Here is an 18,347-nt window from a genome sequence, read left to right on the forward strand (position 1 = left end):
CATTTGTTCCGGGCCCGTTGGGCGGGGGCTTGACGCCTCCACCCTGGGGGCCGGTTTTGGTAGCGGGGACAGGATTTGAACCTGCGACCTCTGGGTTATGAGCCCAGCGAGCTACCGAGCTGCTCCACCCCGCGTCGGTATGTCCATCCTATGGCATCGGCGGACCCCGGGCGTACCACCCAAGGCCGACGGCCGCCCCGTCCCCGGAAGCCGTAAGGCGGACGCCTCGCAGCCCCCGGGCTACGGAATGACGTCAGTTGCGGGGGCCTCGGCCATGATCCGGAGGACGAACTGCCGGACGAGTTCCCCGAGGGGTTGTTGACCGGTCACGAGCAGTTCGCGGACCATGACCTCTCCTGGTGTCCACGGAACATCGCGACGACCCAAGCGCACCGTTACACGTGCGGGCTCCGTGCGTTCGGGAGTCACAGCGATCACGGTACGGTCCGCGCCCTTGGGGCTTGCCTGGTCGGCGAGTTCTCCGGCCAGCAGCCGGGCGGCGGTGTCCACGGGTTCTTCCCAGCTGGTGTCCGCGCCTGCCCTGGTCAGTTCGGCGTCGTACCGGGCCGCGTCGAAGTGCACCTCGGCGGGGACCGGAACCCGGGTGTCGTGGGTGTTTTCCCAGGATGTCCAGAGCACCCGGTCGCCCTGGCGCCGGATCGTGACGAAGGTGCCTCCGCAGCAGTCGGTGACGCAGTCGTTGTTGGACAGCTCGACCCGGCGCGGCTCGTTCGGGGCCGCGAAGGGCCAATTCGCGGCGGGACCGAGCAAATGCCGACTTGAGCAGCTTGACGTGCCACCTGGGTGGATTTCCGCCAGCAGATCCCGGCCGTCGACGAACGGACGTACCTCCGCCCACTGCTCGATCGCATAGGGGTCCTGCGGTATGACGAATCGCAGCCCGAAAGTGCTGATGGGTACGGGACGGTCCATGAAGACAATGATCGCCTGGCTGGTTGCCGGGCCGGTCCCCTTGCCTTGCAGCGGGTGCACCGCGTCGGAGCCGGTGCAGCGGTGGTGGAGACGTGTGTGTTCGTGGGCGGCATGGTGGCGCCAGCAGGCGTTTTCGCCCTCTTCCGCACAGTTGATTCGGGGGTGCCTCTATGCCCTTCATCAAGGCTGAGTGGTCTGCGGTGGCTGTTCCGGTGGTCCGTGGTTCGTGGAAGGCGCCGTCGCGGAGCATCCCGGAGAGCACGCCCACGCGGTGCCGGGCGAAGCGGAAGAGGGCCTGCATGCGGGTCTTCCCCTGATCCCGCCCTATGCCGCCCCTGCAGTTCACCTGGCTTGCAGGTGAACTGCATCGGTCGTGATCCGCCTGAGAGCCCGCCGGGCTCGGGCTGTGCTGCCGGAAGCGTGATCACGCGGCGTCCTTCGCCGGGGCCGGTGCCCCGGGCACGTCACAGGGCGAAAGCCGGGACCCCGGGGGTACGGGTCACACCGCGCACCCCCCGTGTCCGCGAGGGCGCCGCGGCCGGCGGCGCGAGGGCCGGCCCGATCAGCGGCATGACGGCCGCCAGCATCTCCGCCTCGCTCGCGGTCCCGTCCACGACCAGATCGGCCGCTGCCCGGGAGGGCGCGACGTGGGCTGCGTGGCGGTCCCTGCCGGTCTGCAGATAGTTGCGCAGGGACAGTCGGGGGTCCTGCCGCTGCACCTCGATCTTCCGGAGGATCTTGCGGGCCAGCCGTATGTCGTCGGGGGTGTCGACGTACACCCGCCACGCCGCCCGCCGGACCACGGACGGCAGTGACAGCGCGAACAGGCCCTCGACCACCACCAGCAGTACGCCGGGGCGCAGCAGTGCCGCGTCGATGGCGTGTGTCACCGCTGTCTCGTCGATCGACCCCGGATGGTTCCAGTCGAGGACGGCGTGCCCATCGGCACTGACCGTCCACACACCTCTCAAGGGGTCGTGCGCGGGCACGTAGTAGTCGTCCAGATGGACGAGCGCCACGCTCTCGGGACACTGCAGCGACAGGGCTTCGGCAAGGGTGGACTTGCCGGATGCGGTGCCGCCTGCGACCGCCAGTACACCCGTCATACCGGGCGCTCCTCATGTGCTCAAAGGGGGATAGACGAAGCGGCCGGACTAGCCGGGTGCAGGGACTGTACGGCGGCGTGATCGCCCATGGCAAGCAGGGAAACGCGACCCGGCTCAGCGGAGGCCGGGGCCGCGACCTTCGGTCGACCTGCGCACCGGTCTCGGCGATGCCGCGGACCTTCAGCGTGGCGTAACGGTCCTTGGATGCGGGTGTGACGTTGGCGCGCGGGAACGAGTAGTCGTCGAGGCAGCGCATCTGCGACCTGCGGCGTAGCTGTTGTGCCTGCGGGGAACTCCTAACGAAACGATCTTTGAGGTGGTTGGATCGCTCCGGGACCGATGATCCGGGGGCGGGGTGGCTCAGCCGCAGGGGACCAACCCGCGAGCCCGGCAGACCTCGGTGACCTTCGTGCCCACGGTTCGCGTCGAGGGGGTCTGGGGAGAGGCGGCCTCATGGTTCGCTGGCCGCTCAGGCCCCCTTGGCGGCTCCCCTGGCACTACATCGTTCGTCAAAGGCTGTCCGCGGTCGGCGCGGCGAAAGACGGCCATCTCCGTCGTCCTTCTCGCCCCGCATCCTGAAAGGCGATTCACCGGTCGTACCGAGACGGTCGAACGTCCTGTGGAGGGTCAGGCGATTCCCCGGGCTGCCATCCCGTCGTCCGGAGGGGTGTCCGAGGCCGGCGTGCCTGAAGGCGGCCCGAACCACCGCCCTGAGCGGAGGCCGTGCGAATTCACATGACAGTTGTGGGCCAGTTCCTTGATCATTGGCCGATGGCCATGAGACCGGACCTTCTCAGTCTGAGCATCGCGTGCCCTCCGCCCGACGAGGGCGCCATAGAGGTCCGCCCGATCGTCAATGGCCGGGATCTCCTGGCCGAGGTCGTCCCCGGTAGCGTGGGAGGCTCCAGGTACCTGGGAGTAAGCCCCAGGTACCTGCTGGGTCGGGACGGACTGTCGCGTGCCACGGCGACGCCCCACGAGGTTCGTCTCGCTTTGTCCGGGTGCGGTGTGGAGGAGTGCTGTGGCGCGCTGTACATGACGGTCACGCGTGACGGGGATCATGTCGTCTGGACGGGCTGGCGCGACCCGGCCAATCAGGGCTTCGACCTGCCGGAGCTTCGGTTCGCCGCAGGTCAGTACGAGGCCGAGGTCCTGCGCGCCGGAGAGGACCGCAGTTGGGAGTGGTCGGCAGGAGCGGTTGCGCGGCTGCTCGAGGCGGGGCTGAGGGGGCGTGGGGACTGGCTCGCCCGGTGGGACTGCGAGTTGGAAGGCGTCTGGGCCTCCCGAAAGGAACCCGATCGGATCCACGTCGTCCTGATGCATCCCCGTGACCGGGCCGATGCAGATCTGCCCTGGCTCCAGTTCGGGATGACCCTCCCGATCTCCGCGGACACCCCATCGGACCAGGCCGAGCGCTTTGAAGCGCGGCTGACCGCAGGCGATCCCCGTGCCACCGCCGAGGTCTGGGGAGGTTCGCATGATGCCGAGCAACTGGGCTACCCATGGCCGCCGGTCGACCCGCTGTCCATGTGAAGGGCAGGAAGAGGCGGGGCTGGGCCTTCCCCTGCCGTTGGGCGTCCACTCGCAACCGCCATCCCATGGGGAAGCGTGACCGTGCGGGTGGGAATCATATGGCGCCGATCATGTGGATCGTCGGGGAAGCGTGACCACTGCCGAGCAGGCCGCGCAGAAGGCCGGCGGCCGGCTTCCCGCTTTCGTGCCCGGTCCGGGCGGTCCGCGGCGACCGGTCACGCGGGCGGGCCCGCAGTGGCCCTGGGCGGGCCCGTGTTGTCGGTGGTGGCTGCGAAGCTGATCGGATGAACGGTGACGAGCAGCTGCTGAACGGCCGGGTCTACGGTGCGGACCACGAGGACCCCAATCCCGGCCCGCTTCCGCAGCGGACCTATGCCGAACTGGTCGGCGGGCCGCTGGACGGTCTGCTGCTGGACATCCACGGGTGGCGGACCGAGGAGGTCGACGACGGAGTGGCCCTGCCCACCGAGTTGTCGCGGTGGCCCGGCGGCCGCGCCCTGTACGACCCCCGCCCCGGCGAACCCCGCACACAGGGGCCCGGCGTCGCGTGCCGCTTGTACCACTCCGGCGACACACCCTGACCACAGGACCGGCCATGGCGCTTCTCGCCGAGCGCAACGTCACCACAACCCAGGCCGCCGCGTCCTGGAGGTCTACGACGCGGACGCCTTCCTCGGCGACTCAGCCGCCCTGGACACCGCCCAGCTTCCCGACGACGCCTCCGACGCTTGGCTCACCGAAGCCTGGAACAGCTGTCCGGTCACCGAACGGTACGTCCTGGACCTCGCCTACATGCGAGAACCCGAACCCGATGACGAGGAGTGGGCCCAGGCCGTTTCGTTCGGATCAGGCGGTGGGCTCCGAAGGGATGGAGAGTGAAGGAACATCTGACAGCAGGATGATCTCTCCCCAGTCTCCCCGGACCTGATAGGTGCCCTGGACCCCGTTCAGAGCGTCGACCGATCCGAAGTCCACCGTGCCATCGGGGTCGGCGGGAACGGGAATCACGACGCGGATGCCGCGGCGCCGCAGGTGCTCACGGATCGCCCGGGACGAATACGTCTTGTCCGCCAGGACCACGTCCGGCCTGGTGCGTGGCCGTCTGCGGAGCCGGTGATCCCTCCAGCGGCCACCCCGCACCGGAGTCCGGTCCGGTAGCAGCGGCTCGATCCGCGCCGGCCCGAAGCGGCAACGCTCACGGCCTGTCCGATCGGTCTGCCAGAGAGCGAGAGAGGGGTGGATGCTCTGTCCGGCCGCCGCTGACTCCGTTACCTGAGGTGCCGTCCAGGCCACAGGCTGATCAACGTTCGCGGAGTGTGGCCCAGTCAGCCAGTCAGCCAGTCAGCCAGTCAGCCAGTTCGGCGAGTTGGCGAGAGCCGTGGCGGTGAGGGCATCGAGGGTGGTCCTCGGGGCGGCGTGCCGGTCGTTCTAAGATCCCGGGATGAGCGACGAGTCCCTTCACCTCACGGTCCTGGGCAGCGCGACGCCTTACCCGAGCGCGGACAACCCGTGCTCCGGGTATCTGGTGGCCAGCGGGGACACCCGGATCTGGGTGGACGCGGGCAGCGGCACGCTCGGCCCGCTCCAGCGTCATGTACGGCTGGACGAGCTCGACGCGATCTGGATCTCGCACCTGCACGCCGACCACAGCGCGGACCTGCTCACCGCGTACTACGGTGCCCTGTACGCGGACATCGACCTCGCGGCGCCGATCCCCCTCTACGGTCCGCCCGGCACCGCCGACCGGCTGGCGGGTTTCCTGACCAACACCCCGGCGCGCAGCCCGATCGAATCCGCCTTCGCGGTCACCGAGTTGTACGACGGACACCAGGTCACCGTCGGCTCGCTCCAGCTGATCAGCCGGGCGGTGTCGCACGGCATACCGGCCTTCGCCGTGCGCATCGAGGCGGCGGGCGCGTCGCTGGTGTACTCCGGGGACACCGCACCGTGCCCGAGCCTCACCGAGCTGGCCGAGGGATGCGACGCGCTGTTGTGCGAAGCCGAGAGCGCGCAGGCGCCGGCCGAGGGCGAACAGGTGCACCACACACCCGAGGACACCGGGGAAACGGCCGACGGGGCCGGGGCGGGCCGGCTGATCGTCACGCACGTCGGCCGCTTCCTCACACCGCAGCAGGCGGTGGCGCGAGCGTCGACGCGGTTCGACGGTCCCGTCGACTACGCCGCCCCCGACGCCGTCTTCTCGATCGGCGGGTCCTAGCCTCCTGGGCCCGGTACCGGCGGCCGGTGCGAGCCGGGCCCGTTGTCAGTGGTCGGTGCGAGGATTTCCGAAGCGCACCGTTGGGAGGTCACATGGGCACCTGGGACGTCGGCCCCTTCGACAACGACACGGCCGCCGACTTCGCCGGCGACCTGGACGAGGCTGCCGAGGGCGAACGCGAGCGAATGATCCGCAGAGTCCTCGAGCGGGTCGCCGACGCAGAGGACCGTCTGGACACGCCCGATGCCGAGCGGGCCGTCGCCGCGGCGGCCCTGGTCGTCGCCCAGCACCCCGACGGCGAGCCCGCCTGTTCGGTCTACGGCCCGTCGGAGCCGCTGCCCGAGTTCCCGGCCGACTTCCGAACGCTCGCCGTCGAAGCCTTGGACCAGGTGATCGCCGAGCCGTCCGAACTCGCCGAACTGTGGGGCGAGGCCCAGGACGGACCGAAGTGGCGCCAGGGCGTCGTCCGCCTCCGCGGGATCCTCGCCCCCTCGCTCCCGCCCCAGGAGGAAACGCTCTTCGAGATCCACTGACGATCGCCCTTCGGACGTTCGGGCTACTCCGCCGCGGGTGCCGTACGGGGGCGGAGCGCCAGGGCGAGCAGTGGGCCGACCGCGAGCAGGGCGGCGAGGGCCGCGTAGCCGGTGGTGAGGGTCGAGACGGTGGCGACGCCGGCGACGAGCAGGGGGCCGCCCGCGTCGCCGAGTTCGCGGCCGAGTTCGGCCGATCCCATGGTCTGGCCCATGCGTTCCTCGGGGGTCGAGGCTGCCAGGGCGGCGAAACCGAGCGGGGTGATGAGCCCTGTGCCGAATCCGATGAGAGCGGCGGCGAGCAGGACACCGGCCGGGCCGGGCAGCATGGCGGCCACGAGGCCGGCGGCGGTGACGAACAGTCCGCCGAGCAGTCCCGTACGGGTGGTCAGGCGTCCGGCGTCGAGGGCGCGGCCGGCCTTGGGCTGGACGACGGCGGCGGTGGCCGCGAGGACGGAGACGGCGGCACCGGTGGCGATGGTGCCGAGTCCGGCCGCGGCACCGGAGACCGGAAGGAAGCCCACACCGACGGAGAGCGCGGCGGTGGCGGCGGCGAGGGCCGCGGTGGGCGCGAGGAAGGAACGGTCGGCCAGACGGCGGGCGAGGTCGGCGACGGTCTGTCGCTCGCGGGGCAGCGGCGGCACCGCGGGCACGGCGAGAACGGCCCAGAGAGCGACGGCGGCCGCGCACAGGGCCATGACCGTGAACAGCAGGCGCAGGCCTCCGGCCCACACGAGAAGGCCGCCGAGGAGCGGGCCGAGGGTGTAGCCGATGGACTTGTAGAAGCCGTAGGAGCCGAAGGCGCGTCCGCGCTTGGCGGCCGGATTGAGGCGGGCGACCATCGCGGAGGCTGAAGGGGAGAAGGCGGAGGCGGCGGCACCCTGGCCGAGGCGCGCGGCCCACAGCCATCCGGGACTGTCGGCGATCGCGTACAGGGCGGAGGCGGCGGCGAAGGCGATGAGGCCGCCGAGGAGTACGGGCTTGCCCCCGATGCGGTCGGCGAGCGAGCCGAAGACGGGCTTGAGGACGACTTCGGCACCGTCGTAGAGGGCGAGCAGTCCGCCCAGGACGAGCAGAGAGGTGACGGCGTCCTCCGAGAAGCCGCCGAGGTTGGCGGCGATCCCGTGGGCGCCGAAGGCGGTGGTGAACCCGGCGGCGTACAGGGGCCACATGGCTCGTCCCGGGGCGGCCGGGACCACGGGCCGGGAGGTCACGAAGGGTCCTCGTCGGTGGTGTGCAGCGCGTCGAAGACGCGCTCCGCGTAGTCCTCGCACGTGGCGGCGCACTGCTTGAGCCGCAGGCCGGCCTCGGCCGCTTCGGGAGCGCCGAAGACGTCCCGCGCGGTCAGGTCGCGGTGCCAGCGGCGGAGCCTCTCCAGGCTCTGCTCCTCTTCCTCCAGCTCGGCCAGGGTGAACTTGGCGATCCGGACCTCCTTGGCGATCTCCTCCTCGAACTTGGCGCAGTCCGCGAGGAATTCGGTCCAGTCCGCGGAGCGGGCGGCGGTGAACATCTCCCGGAAGCGGGCCGCGTCCTGGTCGGAGCGGCCGGACGCCTGGAGCGTCACTGCCTGGCCGCCGGAGTTGTCGGTGAGGTCGAGGGCCCGCCGGACCCCGTCGGTGAAGGCGGGCACTTCCGGCACCGCCCAGATGCCCTGCCCCAGGGAGAGGGCGCCGATCTTGCGCAGCTCCCGCCACACCGCCACTCGGTGCCGGGACGGGTCCGCGGGCAGTTTGATCACCAGGATCAGCCACCGGAAAGACTGCTCAATGCTCGTCACAGCAAAAAATGTATCAGGCGTTACATGTGCATGGGTCCTCGTGCGCGGCAATGCGTGAGCTCTCCTGGGCACCGCCGTGCCGCGCGGACTCCGCGCGGTCCCCGCCGCAGCAGGCCGGTGAGCGGCCCTCGCGGTGAAACCCGCTCGACCTGGTCACCTGCCTGAAGAGATCCTTGGGCATGGATTTCCTCTGCTACCACCGCGATCGGGCAGGTTCCCTGCCGCTGCGTGACGAGCTGCTGGAAGAGCATTGGTCCTACATGGACCGGTACGCGAAGGAGATGATCGCCCGGGGTCCGACCTTCGCCGACGACGGCGACACACCCACCGGGAGCGTGCACATCGTCGACCTGCCCGATCCCGCCGCCGCCCGCGCGTTCGCCTTCGACGAGCCGAACCACCAGGCCGGCGTCTACCGGGACGTGCTGCTGCGGCGGTGGCGCAACACGCTGGGGCGCACCATGTGGGACTTCCCCGGCGGCCGGACCGGCGGCAACCGGTACCTGGTGCTCGGCCTCGGCGCGGGACAGGCCGTCGACCTCGCGGTGCCCGCCGACCGGGACGGGCTGATCGCCTACGGGCCGCTGCTGTCCGACGACGGTGCCACCTGGCTGGGCACGGCGGCGCTGCTCCGAGCGCCGGACCCGGACGCGGCGCGCGCCGTCCTGACCCCGGACGGGTACGCCGACATCGAGGTGCACAACTGGCAGTTCGGCGGGCGTCCGTCATAGCCGAGGGCGTCCTGGTGGTCACCGGTGGCGGGTGGCGGCCAGGACGTCCCGAGGCCGGTCGGTTCGGTCCCGGAACCCGCGGCCTCGGCGGCTTATCACCGAACGGCCGGTGACATCCCGGCTTCCGCTGTTTTGATCTTCCTCGGTTCCTCCCCTCGAAAGACTTCGGACGCGGGCGCGTCGCGGTGCGCCGCTCCGGCACGCGCCGTGACGCGGGTGAGGTGCACCGCGCCCGGCCGCCACCGCGATGCGGTCTCCGCGGGACATGCCGGACTCGCCGGTCTGGCGGTCACGCGCAACGAGACCGGCCAGGTGCTCTCCCACCTCGATGCCGCCGTGACGGCCGGGTACAACGACTGCGTGGCGCTCCACATGGCCGCCCTGCGCCCGCTGCACGGCGATCCCCGATTCCGCTCCTGTACCAGCGGATGAGCGTCACCCCGGCCGACCTCGACGAGCCCTTCTGGCTGCACCAGGAGATCCAGGTCATGTCACGGGACGCCCGGCGGGCGAGCGTCGACAACATCGGCCGCCGCGACGTCGGGGTGTCGCTGCTGCCCCAGCCCCCATGCCGACCCGTACGCCGGACACCGCCGGTGTCCTGATCGCCCGCATCGATCTCGCCGCGGCCCGGACCGCGCTGCAACAGGCCGCCATGAAGTCGGACATGCAGCGCAGCTCCGGAAACGCCGGCCTCAGCATCATCGACGACTCGTGGGACCGGGGGCGTGCGAGACGCGACGCCTGGCAGGCCGACGAGCTGGAATCCCAGCGACGGCAGGCCGCCGCGGCCCGGGCGTTCGTCGAACGCCCCGGTGCCGGCACCTCGCTCGGCCCCTGCCCGCCGCTGGGCTCGATCTCGTACCCGGGCTGAAGACCGGCCCACCGGCGGTCACCCCGCCGCGCGAGGCGGTCCGGCGTCCGTGACCGGACCGGCCTCCGCCTGCCGCAGGGAGAGGGACAACGTGCGTCGCTCCCGGTTGATCTCCGTGATGACGACCGTGATCCCGTCGCCGACCTGGACCACCTCGTCCGGGGCTTCGACAGCGCTCCAGGAGAGTTCCTGCAGATGGACCAGTCCCACGATGTCCTCGGTGACCTGGACGAAAGCGCCGAACGGGACCAGCTCGGTCACCCGCCCCCGCAGTGTCCGTCCTGCCGCGGCGCTCTCGGCGAAGGTCTGGAACGGATCAGGCTGCGTGGCCCGCAGGGACAGCCTGGCCTCTCCGTTCGTGGTGTCGAAGTGGAGGAACTCGCACGAGACGCGCTGTCCCACCTGGACGACGTCCGAAGCCGTCTCGAAGTGGCGCCAGGAGAGTTCGGGAACGGTGATGAACCCGACGCCGGGGAAGACCGGGTGATCGGGGCCGTCGTCCAACGCCACGAAAACGCCGAACCGTTCGATCGACGCGATCCTGCCGGACAGGATCTCACCGCCGCGTCGGGACTTCAGGAACGCCCAGAGTTCGGGGTGCCGCGTAGCGGCCAGGGACAGCCGGACCCGGCGCTCGTCCAGGTCGACGGCGGTCACTTCGGCTGTGACGCGCCGCCCCACTTCCACCGCCGAGGTCGGCCATGTGTCCCACGACAGGTCCAACGTCCCCACGAACCCCAGAGGTTGTTCCGGGAAGTCGTCCAGGGTCACCAGCACCCCCCGCCGCGACACCTCCGCCACGTTCCCGCCGCAGAGATCGCCGACCCGGAGCGTGGTCAGGAACCTCCGGGAGGACTCGTTCTCCAGGACCCCACCCATGCGGCCCACCGTCTCACGGGAACCGCTCCTCGGTCGAGAGCTCGACACCCCCGCGCCGAAACTCGTTCGACCTGCTCGTTCCCGTGGCGAGATCATGGGCGGATGTCGTCGACCGAGTCAGCAGCCCGTGAGCCATCGACCGAGCACGCAGCCCGTGAGCTCCAGGACCGCGCCGTTCTCTGGGCGATGGGCGAGAACCGCGCGGCCGACGTCGTCGTCGCCGCCTGTGACGCACTCGTCGCCGGTCTCGACAGCCCTGCCCTGAGGATCCTGGCCGCGTGCACGCGTGCGGAGGCAGATGACGACGTCCCCGATCTCCTTCCCCCGGCACTCGACGAGTTGGGCCTGATCTTCTACCCGGTCGGCAGTACCGCCGGAGAGGAAGCCGTCGCGCGAGCACTTGCCGCCCGGATGCTGGCCGGTGAACTGACCCCGCGCGAACTGACCCTGAGGATCCATCAGCGCTTCGGGCACGGACTGCCCCCGGTCGAGCGACTGGCCCTGCTGGACGACGAGTACGACGTCCTCGAGTACGGCGACAGAACGCGGGCCCAGCTCGACGCCGAGGTCACGGCCGAAGCGCTTCGTCTGGTCCGGCCGCAGGACGCTCCGACCGGACCCGGGGACGGACCGGTCCGGAGCGGCCGTGCGAACGCTGTAGGCCCTGACCGTCGGCTTTCGGGGTGAACTGCGAAGCGGGAGTGGCCGGTTCGATGCTCCGAAGTGCTGGGCATCGGGCTCCCCCGCAGGAGAGGATGGGTGTCATGACGAGCGAAGGCACCTCGATCGACGCCACCAAGCCCAGTATCGCGCGCGTTTACGACTATCTGCTGGGCGGCAAGGACAACTACGCCGTGGACCGGGAGATCGGCGACGTGTTCAAGCGCGACCTCCCCGGCTCGGTGGCGATCGCCTTCGCCAACCGCTCGGCGCTGACCCGGGCGGTCGCGGAGATCGCGACGACCACCGGCGTGACCCAGTTCATCGACCTGGGCAGCGGGCTGCCGACCGCCGACAACGTCCACCAGGTCGCGCAACGCCATGACCCGGAGTCCCGCGTGGTGTACGTCGACATAGACCCCCAAGTACTCGTCCACGGACGTGCCTTGCTGGAGGAGAACGACAGGACCCGGGTCATCGAGGCCGATGTCCGCGACCCCGAGGCCGTCTACAGCCACCCCGAGACCCGGGAGATGATCGACTTCGAACGCCCGGTGGCCGTCGTGTTCAGCGCCATCCTCCACCACGTCAACGACGAGGAGGACCCCGCCGGGATCGTCCGCTACTGGCGCGACCGCGTGCCCTCCGGCAGCTACTTCTTCGTCAGCCACTTCCGCTCCGGCAACAACCCGGAGACCACCGAGGCGGAGAAGGTCCTCCAGAAGACGTTCGGCCGTGGCCGCTGGCGCACCGACGAGGAGATCGCGTCCCTCCTGGACGGTCTGGAGATCCTCGACCCCGGAGTCGTCCCCGCCTCCCTGTGGCGCCCCGCGGTGGTCGACAACCCCTGGAGCGACGGCGCGCGAAGGGAACTCACCGTCTGGGAACACCTCATCGCCGCGGGACTGGCCCGCAAGGCCTGAACGCGGGAGGGGACGAGCGGTTCGCGGCCGCCCGGTCTCGGGTTAACCCCACCCCCGATCCGCCAGCAGCCGCCATGGTTCCCGGGCGGCCACGATCCGTAGCGTCGAGGTATCGCTTCGCGAAGATCGTGAGAGGGCGGAACCTTGAGGCTGCGCGGGAACAGGAAACAGAAGCGCGGGAACGGGAAACAGGAGGCGGACGACAGACCGGAGGTCCAGGACGCGTCCGGTCCCGCCGTCGAACTGCGCGGCGTCCGGCGGCAGTACGGCCGCGGTGGCGGCGCCGTGCACGCCCTCGCCGGCATCGACCTCGCCCTGTCCCGAGGTACCTTCACCGCCGTCATGGGCCCCTCGGGCTCCGGCAAGTCCACCTTCCTGCAGTGCGCCGCCGGCCTCGACCGGCCGTCGGCCGGATCCGTGCGCCTCGGCGGTACGGAGATCACGGGGATGCGGGAGAACCGGCTCACCGAGCTGCGCCGCAGCCGCCTCGGATTCGTCTTCCAGGCGTTCAACCTGCTGCCGTCCCTCACCGTCGAGCAGAACGTGCTGCTCCCCATGCGCCTGGCCGGACAGCGCCGGGACCGCCACCGCGCCGCCGAGGTGCTGGCACAGGTCGGGCTCGCCGACAAGGCCGGACGCCGGCCCGGTGAGCTCTCCGGCGGCCAGCAGCAGCGCGTCGCGATCGCCCGGGCACTCGTCACCCGCCCCGATGTGATCTTCGCCGACGAGCCCACCGGTGCCCTCGACAGCAACACCGCCGCCGAGGTCCTCGGCCTGCTCCGGCACGCCGTGGACGCGCTCGGCGCCACGGTCGTCATGGTCACCCACGACCCGGCCGCGGCCGCCTGGGCCGACCGCGTGCTCTTCCTCGCCGACGGCGTCTTCGCCGGCGGCCTCGACCGCGGTTCGCCGGAGCGGATCGCGGCGCGGATGGCGGCCCTCACCTCCCGGACGGGGCCGATGGCGAGGGCCGCCGCGTGAGGAGACCCGCCCCCAACGGCCTCGCCCGCGCGGCCGTGCGCTTCAGACCCGCCTCGTTCGCGGGCACGTTCGTCGCGCTGATGATGTCGGCGCTGATCGTCGCCGCCTGCGGCATCCTCCTGGAGACGGGCGCCCGCGCCTCGGTGCCGGCCGAGCGCTATGCGAACGCGCCGGTCGTCGTGGCGGCCGACCAGTACGCCCACCTGGTCACGGGCAGCGGCGACAGCCGGTCGGACTCCCCGGGACCGCTGCCCGACCTGGCGCGCCTGAAGGCCGCGCTGGCGGACGACGCGGCCCGCGTTCCCGGCGTGAAGGCGGCGGTGCCGGACTTCACGTTCCCGGTGCGCCGGGGCGACGGCGCGCTGACCGGGCACGGCTGGGGATCGCACGTCTTCACCGGCGCCGCGCTCGTCTCCGGGACCCCTCCCCGTCACGGCGAGGTCGTGCTCGACACGGCGGCAGCCAGGGCCGCGAAAGCCGGCGCCGGCGGCACCGTCGCACTCGAAACCGCCACCGGGCGTGCCGACTTCCGCGTCTCCGGGCTCGCGAGGCCTGGATCCGGGGACGCCGCCGGGGAGGCCACGGCCTGGTTCGCCGACGCCCGGGCCCCCGCGCTCGCCGGGCATCCGGGCAGGGCCGACGCCATCGCCGTACTGGCGAGGACCGGGGCGGACACCGGCACCCTGGCCACCCGTGTGGGAAAGGCGCTCGCCGGCTCCGGCGCCGAGGTGTACACCGGCGAGGACCGCGGCGCCGTCGAGGAGCGCGGGCTCGGCTACGCCAAGGAGACACTCACCGGCCTCGGTGGCTCCTTCGGCGGGATCGCCACCGTGGTCGCCGTCTTCACCGCAGCCGGTACGGTCGCGCTGTCCGTCGCCCAGCGTGCCCGTGAATTCGCGCTGCTGCGCGCCGTCGGGGCCACCCCGCGGCAGATCCGCCGCGCGGTCGCCGCCGAAGCGCTGCTCGTCGCCCCCACCGCGGGGCTGGTCGGCTGTCTGCCCGGGATCGGCCTCGCGCACTGGTGGTTCGGACAGCTGAAGGACCGCGGAGCCGTCCCCGATGCCGTGGACCTGCACGTGTCCTTCATCCCGCTCGTCGTCGCCGTCGGCACGGGACTGCTGACCGCGCTCACGGCCGGCTGGGCGGCCGGCCGCAGGCCCGCGAGGACCAAGCCGGGGCAGGCGCTCACCGACGCCTCGGTGGAGCGGCTGCGGCCGGGCGTGATCCGTACCGGTCTCGGCATCGGCGCCCTCGTGGGCGGCGGGTTCCTCACCGGCCTCGCCGCCCGTTCGGCCGGGGACGACGCCGCCAACGCGGCCCTCGGCGTCGTCATGCTCTTCATGCTCGCCGTCGCGCTCCTCGGCCCTTCGGTGGCGCGGCTGTGTGCCGAGCTGTTCGGACTCGCGCTGCGCGGAGCCGGCGCCGAGGCCTCGCTCGCGGTCGCCAACTCCCGTACGAACGCCCGCCGACTGGCGTCCGCGATCACCCCGATCGTGCTGGCCATGGCGTTCGCCTCGACGCTCGTCTTCATGCACACGAGCGAGAGCCACGTGGCCGCGAAACAGCTGCGTGCCGGCCTCACCGCGGACCACGTGGTCACGGATCCGGCCGGACTGCCCGCCGACGCGGTCGAGAGGGCCGCTCGCGCGCCCGGCGTCGACGCGGCCGTGGGCCTTCTCGTCACCCAGGTGCTCGTGCCCGTCGGCTCCGGCGGCGACCGGTGGCTCCAGGGCGCGGCGACCCAGGGCGTCTCCGGCTCCGGCGCGCGGCTCGCGAAGGTGCAGGACCTCGACGTGCGCGACGGCAGCCTGGACCGGGTCGGCCGGGGCCGGATCGCCATCGACCGGACGCTCGCCACGTCGGCGAGGGTCGAGGTCGGCGACAGGCTGCCGCTCCACCTCCCGGACGGCACCGAAGCCGCCCCCGAAGTCGTCGCCGTGTACGGCCGCGGTCTCGGCCTCGCGACGGTGACCATGGACCGGGCCTCCCTGGCCGCCCACGTCACCTCGGGTTTCGACAGCGTGCTGCTGGTACGCGGCGGCGACGCCAGAACCCTGGCTCCCCTGGGCGAGGTCACCGACGCCTCCGGCTACGCCGTCGAGCGGGACACCGAGCGCGAGCTCAACGCCTGGGCCAACTACACGATGGCCGGCGTCCTGGGCGGTTTCGCGGCCGTCGCCGCCGCCAACACGCTCGTGATGACCGTCCTCGACCGGCGCCGTGAACTGGACATGCTCCGTCTCGTCGGCGCCACGCGGCTCCAGGTCATGCGGATGCTGCGCTGGGAGGGACTGCTCGTGGCGGTGGCGGGTGTGGTCCTGGGCTCGGCCATCGCCGCGGCCACGCTGATGCCGATGGCACGCGGTCTGACGGGGGAGTCCCCCTACGTGCCCCCGCTGCTCTACGGGGCGTTCGCCGCGGCCGCGACGGCCCTCGGCCTGCTCGCCGTCAGCCTCCCCGCACGCGCCGTACTGCGTGAGGGGCCCGCCTGAGGCCACGGGTCCGCAAGCCTCGTGCGAACGGGTCCGAGACCCGCACCCGTGCCCGCCTCCTGACCTGACCAACGGGCCGGTGCGTACCCCGCACCGGCCCGTAAGAGTCTTCCGGAAAGCTTGAGTTCTGGCGCGTTTCCGTGAACTCGCAGGCTTTCCTGGGGTGTTCGCTACTCGTCGATCGCCGCACCGAACCGTGCGTCGGCCGTCGGGGCGCCGAGGCGCGCTCCGTCGTAGGTCCACGAATCCCTGGCGGTGAGTCCCGACGGCGACGCGGGAACGACCCAGACGAAGCCGTCTCCGGTGTTCTCACCCGGTGCCGCCGCCAGCAGACCGAAGCGGCCGTCGTTGTTCGCGTCGATCAGCCGCACCTGGCCGCCCCAGCGGTCCGAGGCCTCCGCCGTGCCGGGGACACCGGAGGAGTTCTGGTCGAAGCCGCGCGCTCCGGCCGCCGTCAGGCCGCCCGGCGCGCCGCGCAGCGTCCAGACCGCACCCGCGTCGGACACCGAACCCACGTCCTCCCCGGGCGCCCCGACGGCGAGATCCGGGCGGCCGTCGCCGTCGGTGTCACCGGAGGACAGCTCGGCACCCCACCGGTCGCCGGCCTCGGCCTTGCCGGGGACACCGGGGGAGTCCTGCGTCCACGTCTGCGCGGGGGTCCGGCCGAGGCCGGAGAGGTCGCCCTTGCCCAGGTAGACGGAGACGGAGCCGCCGAGGGGCGAGCCGGCCCCCGTGTCGCCGATGGCCAGGTCGTCCTGGCCGTCGTGGTTGAAGTCGCTGGAGACGACCGCGGGACCACCGTCGAACGCGCCTCCGTCGTCCAGCGCCTCCGCGTCGGGTGCGCCGTGGAGCACCTGGGTGGCGCCGATGCCGGGCTGGTTGCCCGTGGTCACACCCGAGATCGCCAGGTCGGCCCAGGAGTCCTCGTTGTAGTTGCCGTGGCTGAGGCTCCGGAAGGCGAAACCGGTGTCCAGCGGGCTCACGTCCCGGGCCCGGACTCCCGTGTCCACCGCGCTCAGCCGGCGCGCCGCCGCCGCCGCCGTCGTCGTCGGCGTCGGCGTCGGCGCGGAGGCGAAGAACAGCAGCGCGTCGTTCTCCAGGACGGCGATGCTGTCGCGCGGGTCGGCGTCCGGGCGCGCCGGGTCCGGGGCGAAGTACCGGGCCGCCTCGATCGCCCGGCCGAAGTTCGCGCCGGCCCGGGTCCGCCCGGTGTCCTCCAGCCAGCTGCTGTCGGAACCGTGCAGGCCGCTCGGCGAGCCCCAGAGGACGACGGCGCCGCCCGCGTCGGACAGTCCGGCCAGGTCCTCGCCGGGGATGCCCACGATCGCGTCGTCGTAGCCGTCGTTGTCCAGGTCGCCGGAGGCCACCGCGCTGCCGAAGCCGTCGCCCGCCTCGGCGGCGCCCGGAACGCCGGAGGAGTTCTGGTGGAGGACGCTCTTCCTGGTGGTGCTGAGACCGCCCGACGAGCTGTACTGCACGGAGACGTAACCGGCGGCCTTGGCGCCGCTCACCGTGGCGCCCGGGGCGCCGGTCAGCACGTCGTCGAACCCGTTGCCGTCGAAGTCGCAGTTGTGCTGCTGCCAGCCGATGGACGGGAAGGGGGCCACGGCCTGGGCCGCGGGGGCCGCGATCACCGCGCCGCCACCGAGGGCGAAGAGCGCAGTGGCCGTAAGGACCGCACTGCTGATGTGACGCACAGGAGCGAACCTCCTAGGGTTCCTGGACCGCCCGCGGCGCCCTGCTCGGCCGAGGCGGACGGGGGAGGGGGCACGACGGCACCACGCCCGCCGTGAAGCGGCACGGAGTCGTACGAGGCCCCTTGTCGGACAGCGCGGCGAGAACGAAGCCTCCTTCCGCTCACCCAGAAGACACCCGAGGTTCGTCCATGGTTGTAGTCGCCGCGCGAGACGCTCTCTCCGGTACGGAACCCTGGCAGAATCGGTCGCGTGTCCGAACAGCCCTCCGGCGCGGTGCCGGACGATCCGATGCACGAGTACACGACGCTCTATCCCGAGGTGGTGCGGGCGGGTTCGCTGCGGAACGCCCTGCGGGAGGAGGCCGGTCGCGCGGGCTACGGGTTCGAGGTCGAGCTGACCTCCTCTCCGGGGTGGCGGCACGTGGCGGCACGGGCGGAGGAGCAGGGCCGCTCGGCCAATGTCCTGATGGCACTGCGGGAACGCGGTTTCAGCGTGGACTGCTGGGCCGGAGAGGTCCACATGGCCACCGGCTGGGCCGAGGACCTGTCCCAGGTCGCCGGGGCGGTGGACACCTGGCTGAGGGCACCGCGGGTACGCGAACTCGTGGAGCGGTGGCCCTTCTTGCGCACCTGGGAGCTGGCCGAGGCCCACGAGCGTGGCGAGGCCGTGCCGGTGCGATGGCGCCAACTGCGCGAAGCGGCCGTACGCAGGCAGGCCGCCGACTGGCACGAACTCGTCGAGGCCGCCTTCGAGCAGCCGCTCCTGCGGGCCCTGTCACCGGGGCGGAGCATGTACTGGCTCACCTTCAGCCGCCGGGCCGCGCCACCGATCTGCCGTGACCTGCCGGGGGCCATGCCGATCGGGAACGGCCGCTACCGGGTGCGGTTCACCGACGGCCGACTGCTGGAAGCGGACGGCGCCGCACAGGCCGTCGCGGCGATCCTGGCCGCCCTCCCCGACGACGCCGTTCCCCGGTCCTAGGGCTGCAACGGTGCTAGGTGCGGTATCCCGGC

Annotated in this window: 19 protein-coding genes, 1 tRNA gene and 1 pseudogene; 13 read left to right on the forward strand and 8 right to left on the reverse strand. The window is 71.9% G+C overall.

Features of this window, described 5'->3' with window-relative positions; translation table 11 throughout:
• Positions 1-57: 57 nt before the first annotated feature.
• From ACFW6B_RS31140 to ACFW6B_RS31150, 3 genes are all read right to left on the reverse strand, one after another.
• Positions 58-134, reverse strand: a tRNA-Met gene (locus tag ACFW6B_RS31140).
• 106 nt (positions 135-240) lie between these two features.
• Positions 241-933: a hypothetical protein gene (locus tag ACFW6B_RS31145; RefSeq protein WP_386601232.1), complete on the reverse strand. Its 693-nt coding sequence runs from the start codon at positions 931-933 to the stop codon at positions 241-243.
• Between the two features lie 464 nt (positions 934-1,397).
• Positions 1,398-2,039 carry a uridine kinase gene (locus ACFW6B_RS31150; protein WP_386601234.1) on the reverse strand — a complete coding sequence of 214 codons (642 nt, stop codon included), beginning with the start codon at positions 2,037-2,039 and terminating at the stop codon, positions 1,398-1,400.
• A gap of 1,035 nt (positions 2,040-3,074) precedes the next feature.
• Between ACFW6B_RS31150 and ACFW6B_RS31155 the strand changes: the two genes are divergently transcribed.
• Positions 3,075-3,572, forward strand: coding sequence for a hypothetical protein (locus ACFW6B_RS31155; RefSeq protein ID WP_386601236.1), 498 nt, complete (start codon positions 3,075-3,077; stop codon positions 3,570-3,572).
• A gap of 284 nt (positions 3,573-3,856) precedes the next feature.
• Entirely contained in the window at positions 3,857-4,153 is a 297-nt protein-coding gene (locus ACFW6B_RS31160) for a hypothetical protein (protein WP_386601238.1), read from the forward strand.
• 397 nt (positions 4,154-4,550) lie between these two features.
• Here the strand turns inward: ACFW6B_RS31160 and ACFW6B_RS31165 are convergent.
• Positions 4,551-4,673, reverse strand: a pseudogene (locus ACFW6B_RS31165) (IS5/IS1182 family transposase); the annotation flags it as partial.
• Between the two features lie 340 nt (positions 4,674-5,013).
• On the opposite strand from ACFW6B_RS31165, the gene ACFW6B_RS31170 reads away from it, so the two are divergent.
• Together ACFW6B_RS31170 and ACFW6B_RS31175 are read left to right on the forward strand one after the other, a co-directional pair.
• Complete coding sequence (locus tag ACFW6B_RS31170) at positions 5,014-5,790, forward strand: MBL fold metallo-hydrolase (RefSeq protein ID WP_386601240.1); 777 nt, start codon at positions 5,014-5,016, stop codon at positions 5,788-5,790.
• Positions 5,791-5,882: 92 nt separating this feature from the next.
• Entirely contained in the window at positions 5,883-6,323 is a 441-nt protein-coding gene (locus tag ACFW6B_RS31175; RefSeq protein WP_386601242.1) for a DUF4259 domain-containing protein, read from the forward strand.
• A gap of 23 nt (positions 6,324-6,346) precedes the next feature.
• On the opposite strand, the gene ACFW6B_RS31180 is transcribed toward ACFW6B_RS31175, so the two are convergent.
• Both ACFW6B_RS31180 and ACFW6B_RS31185 read right to left on the reverse strand, forming a co-directional pair.
• Positions 6,347-7,492, reverse strand: a complete 1,146-nt coding sequence (locus ACFW6B_RS31180) for an MFS transporter (protein ID WP_386601352.1) — start codon at positions 7,490-7,492, stop codon at positions 6,347-6,349.
• A 38-nt stretch (positions 7,493-7,530) separates the two neighbouring features.
• Positions 7,531-8,097, reverse strand: coding sequence for a Chromate resistance protein ChrB (locus ACFW6B_RS31185; protein WP_386601244.1), 567 nt, complete (start codon positions 8,095-8,097; stop codon positions 7,531-7,533).
• A 179-nt stretch (positions 8,098-8,276) separates the two neighbouring features.
• On the opposite strand from ACFW6B_RS31185, the gene ACFW6B_RS31190 reads away from it, so the two are divergent.
• The 4 genes from ACFW6B_RS31190 to ACFW6B_RS31205 all read left to right on the forward strand — a co-directional run bounded on the left by ACFW6B_RS31190 (position 8,277) and on the right by ACFW6B_RS31205 (position 9,702).
• Positions 8,277-8,828 (forward strand): YciI family protein, encoded by a 552-nt coding sequence (locus ACFW6B_RS31190; RefSeq protein WP_386601246.1) that lies wholly within the window; start codon positions 8,277-8,279, stop codon positions 8,826-8,828.
• Between the two features lie 207 nt (positions 8,829-9,035).
• Positions 9,036-9,260 (forward strand): hypothetical protein, encoded by a 225-nt coding sequence (locus tag ACFW6B_RS31195; RefSeq protein ID WP_386601248.1) that lies wholly within the window; start codon positions 9,036-9,038, stop codon positions 9,258-9,260.
• Entirely contained in the window at positions 9,257-9,433 is a 177-nt protein-coding gene (locus tag ACFW6B_RS31200; protein WP_386601250.1) for a hypothetical protein, read from the forward strand. The genes ACFW6B_RS31195 and ACFW6B_RS31200 overlap by 4 nt, the downstream gene beginning before the upstream one ends.
• A complete protein-coding gene (locus tag ACFW6B_RS31205; RefSeq protein ID WP_386601251.1) occupies positions 9,397-9,702 on the forward strand; it encodes a hypothetical protein in 306 nt (101 codons plus the stop codon). Before ACFW6B_RS31200 ends, ACFW6B_RS31205 begins: the two co-directional genes overlap by 37 nt.
• A gap of 18 nt (positions 9,703-9,720) precedes the next feature.
• On the opposite strand, the gene ACFW6B_RS31210 is transcribed toward ACFW6B_RS31205, so the two are convergent.
• Positions 9,721-10,581: a S1 RNA-binding domain-containing protein gene (locus ACFW6B_RS31210; RefSeq protein WP_386601253.1), complete on the reverse strand. Its 861-nt coding sequence runs from the start codon at positions 10,579-10,581 to the stop codon at positions 9,721-9,723.
• A 102-nt stretch (positions 10,582-10,683) separates the two neighbouring features.
• Here ACFW6B_RS31210 and ACFW6B_RS31215 point away from each other — a divergent pair, with 102 nt between their 5' ends.
• From ACFW6B_RS31215 to ACFW6B_RS31230, 4 genes are all read left to right on the forward strand, one after another.
• A complete protein-coding gene (locus tag ACFW6B_RS31215; RefSeq protein WP_386601255.1) occupies positions 10,684-11,268 on the forward strand; it encodes a hypothetical protein in 585 nt (194 codons plus the stop codon).
• A 68-nt stretch (positions 11,269-11,336) separates the two neighbouring features.
• On the forward strand, positions 11,337-12,164 hold the full coding sequence (locus ACFW6B_RS31220; protein WP_386601257.1) for an SAM-dependent methyltransferase: 828 nt from the start codon (positions 11,337-11,339) through the stop codon (positions 12,162-12,164).
• Positions 12,165-12,308: 144 nt separating this feature from the next.
• Complete coding sequence (locus ACFW6B_RS31225; RefSeq protein ID WP_386601259.1) at positions 12,309-13,145, forward strand: ABC transporter ATP-binding protein; 837 nt, start codon at positions 12,309-12,311, stop codon at positions 13,143-13,145.
• Positions 13,142-15,637, forward strand: coding sequence for an FtsX-like permease family protein (locus ACFW6B_RS31230; RefSeq protein WP_386601261.1), 2,496 nt, complete (start codon positions 13,142-13,144; stop codon positions 15,635-15,637). Before ACFW6B_RS31225 ends, ACFW6B_RS31230 begins: the two co-directional genes overlap by 4 nt.
• 170 nt (positions 15,638-15,807) lie before the next feature.
• Here ACFW6B_RS31230 and ACFW6B_RS31235 read toward each other — a convergent pair whose 3' ends face one another.
• A complete protein-coding gene (locus tag ACFW6B_RS31235; protein WP_386601263.1) occupies positions 15,808-17,334 on the reverse strand; it encodes an FG-GAP repeat protein in 1,527 nt (508 codons plus the stop codon).
• A 249-nt stretch (positions 17,335-17,583) separates the two neighbouring features.
• Here ACFW6B_RS31235 and ACFW6B_RS31240 point away from each other — a divergent pair, with 249 nt between their 5' ends.
• A complete protein-coding gene (locus ACFW6B_RS31240; RefSeq protein WP_386601265.1) occupies positions 17,584-18,315 on the forward strand; it encodes a DUF6193 family natural product biosynthesis protein in 732 nt (243 codons plus the stop codon).
• Positions 18,316-18,347 lie beyond the last annotated feature (32 nt).

The sequence above is a fragment of the Streptomyces sp. NPDC058751 genome (assembly GCF_042746485.1).
Lineage (GTDB): Bacteria > Actinomycetota > Actinomycetes > Streptomycetales > Streptomycetaceae > Streptomyces.

Coding starts and splice junctions, on each gene's coding strand:
- ACFW6B_RS31220 (WP_386601257.1), top strand. CDS start 11,337: ATGGGTGTCATGACGAGCGAAGGCACCTCGATCGACGCCACCAAGCCC.
- ACFW6B_RS31210 (WP_386601253.1), bottom strand. CDS start 10,581: ATGGGTGGGGTCCTGGAGAACGAGTCCTCCCGGAGGTTCCTGACCACG.
- ACFW6B_RS31190 (WP_386601246.1), top strand. CDS start 8,277: ATGGATTTCCTCTGCTACCACCGCGATCGGGCAGGTTCCCTGCCGCTG.
- ACFW6B_RS31150 (WP_386601234.1), bottom strand. CDS start 2,039: ATGACGGGTGTACTGGCGGTCGCAGGCGGCACCGCATCCGGCAAGTCC.
- ACFW6B_RS31215 (WP_386601255.1), top strand. CDS start 10,684: ATGTCGTCGACCGAGTCAGCAGCCCGTGAGCCATCGACCGAGCACGCA.
- ACFW6B_RS31180 (WP_386601352.1), bottom strand. CDS start 7,492: ATGTGGCCCCTGTACGCCGCCGGGTTCACCACCGCCTTCGGCGCCCAC.
- ACFW6B_RS31155 (WP_386601236.1), top strand. CDS start 3,075: ATGACGGTCACGCGTGACGGGGATCATGTCGTCTGGACGGGCTGGCGC.
- ACFW6B_RS31170 (WP_386601240.1), top strand. CDS start 5,014: ATGAGCGACGAGTCCCTTCACCTCACGGTCCTGGGCAGCGCGACGCCT.
- ACFW6B_RS31175 (WP_386601242.1), top strand. CDS start 5,883: ATGGGCACCTGGGACGTCGGCCCCTTCGACAACGACACGGCCGCCGAC.
- ACFW6B_RS31200 (WP_386601250.1), top strand. CDS start 9,257: ATGAGCGTCACCCCGGCCGACCTCGACGAGCCCTTCTGGCTGCACCAG.
- ACFW6B_RS31160 (WP_386601238.1), top strand. CDS start 3,857: ATGAACGGTGACGAGCAGCTGCTGAACGGCCGGGTCTACGGTGCGGAC.
- ACFW6B_RS31145 (WP_386601232.1), bottom strand. CDS start 933: ATGGACCGTCCCGTACCCATCAGCACTTTCGGGCTGCGATTCGTCATA.
- ACFW6B_RS31205 (WP_386601251.1), top strand. CDS start 9,397: ATGCCGACCCGTACGCCGGACACCGCCGGTGTCCTGATCGCCCGCATC.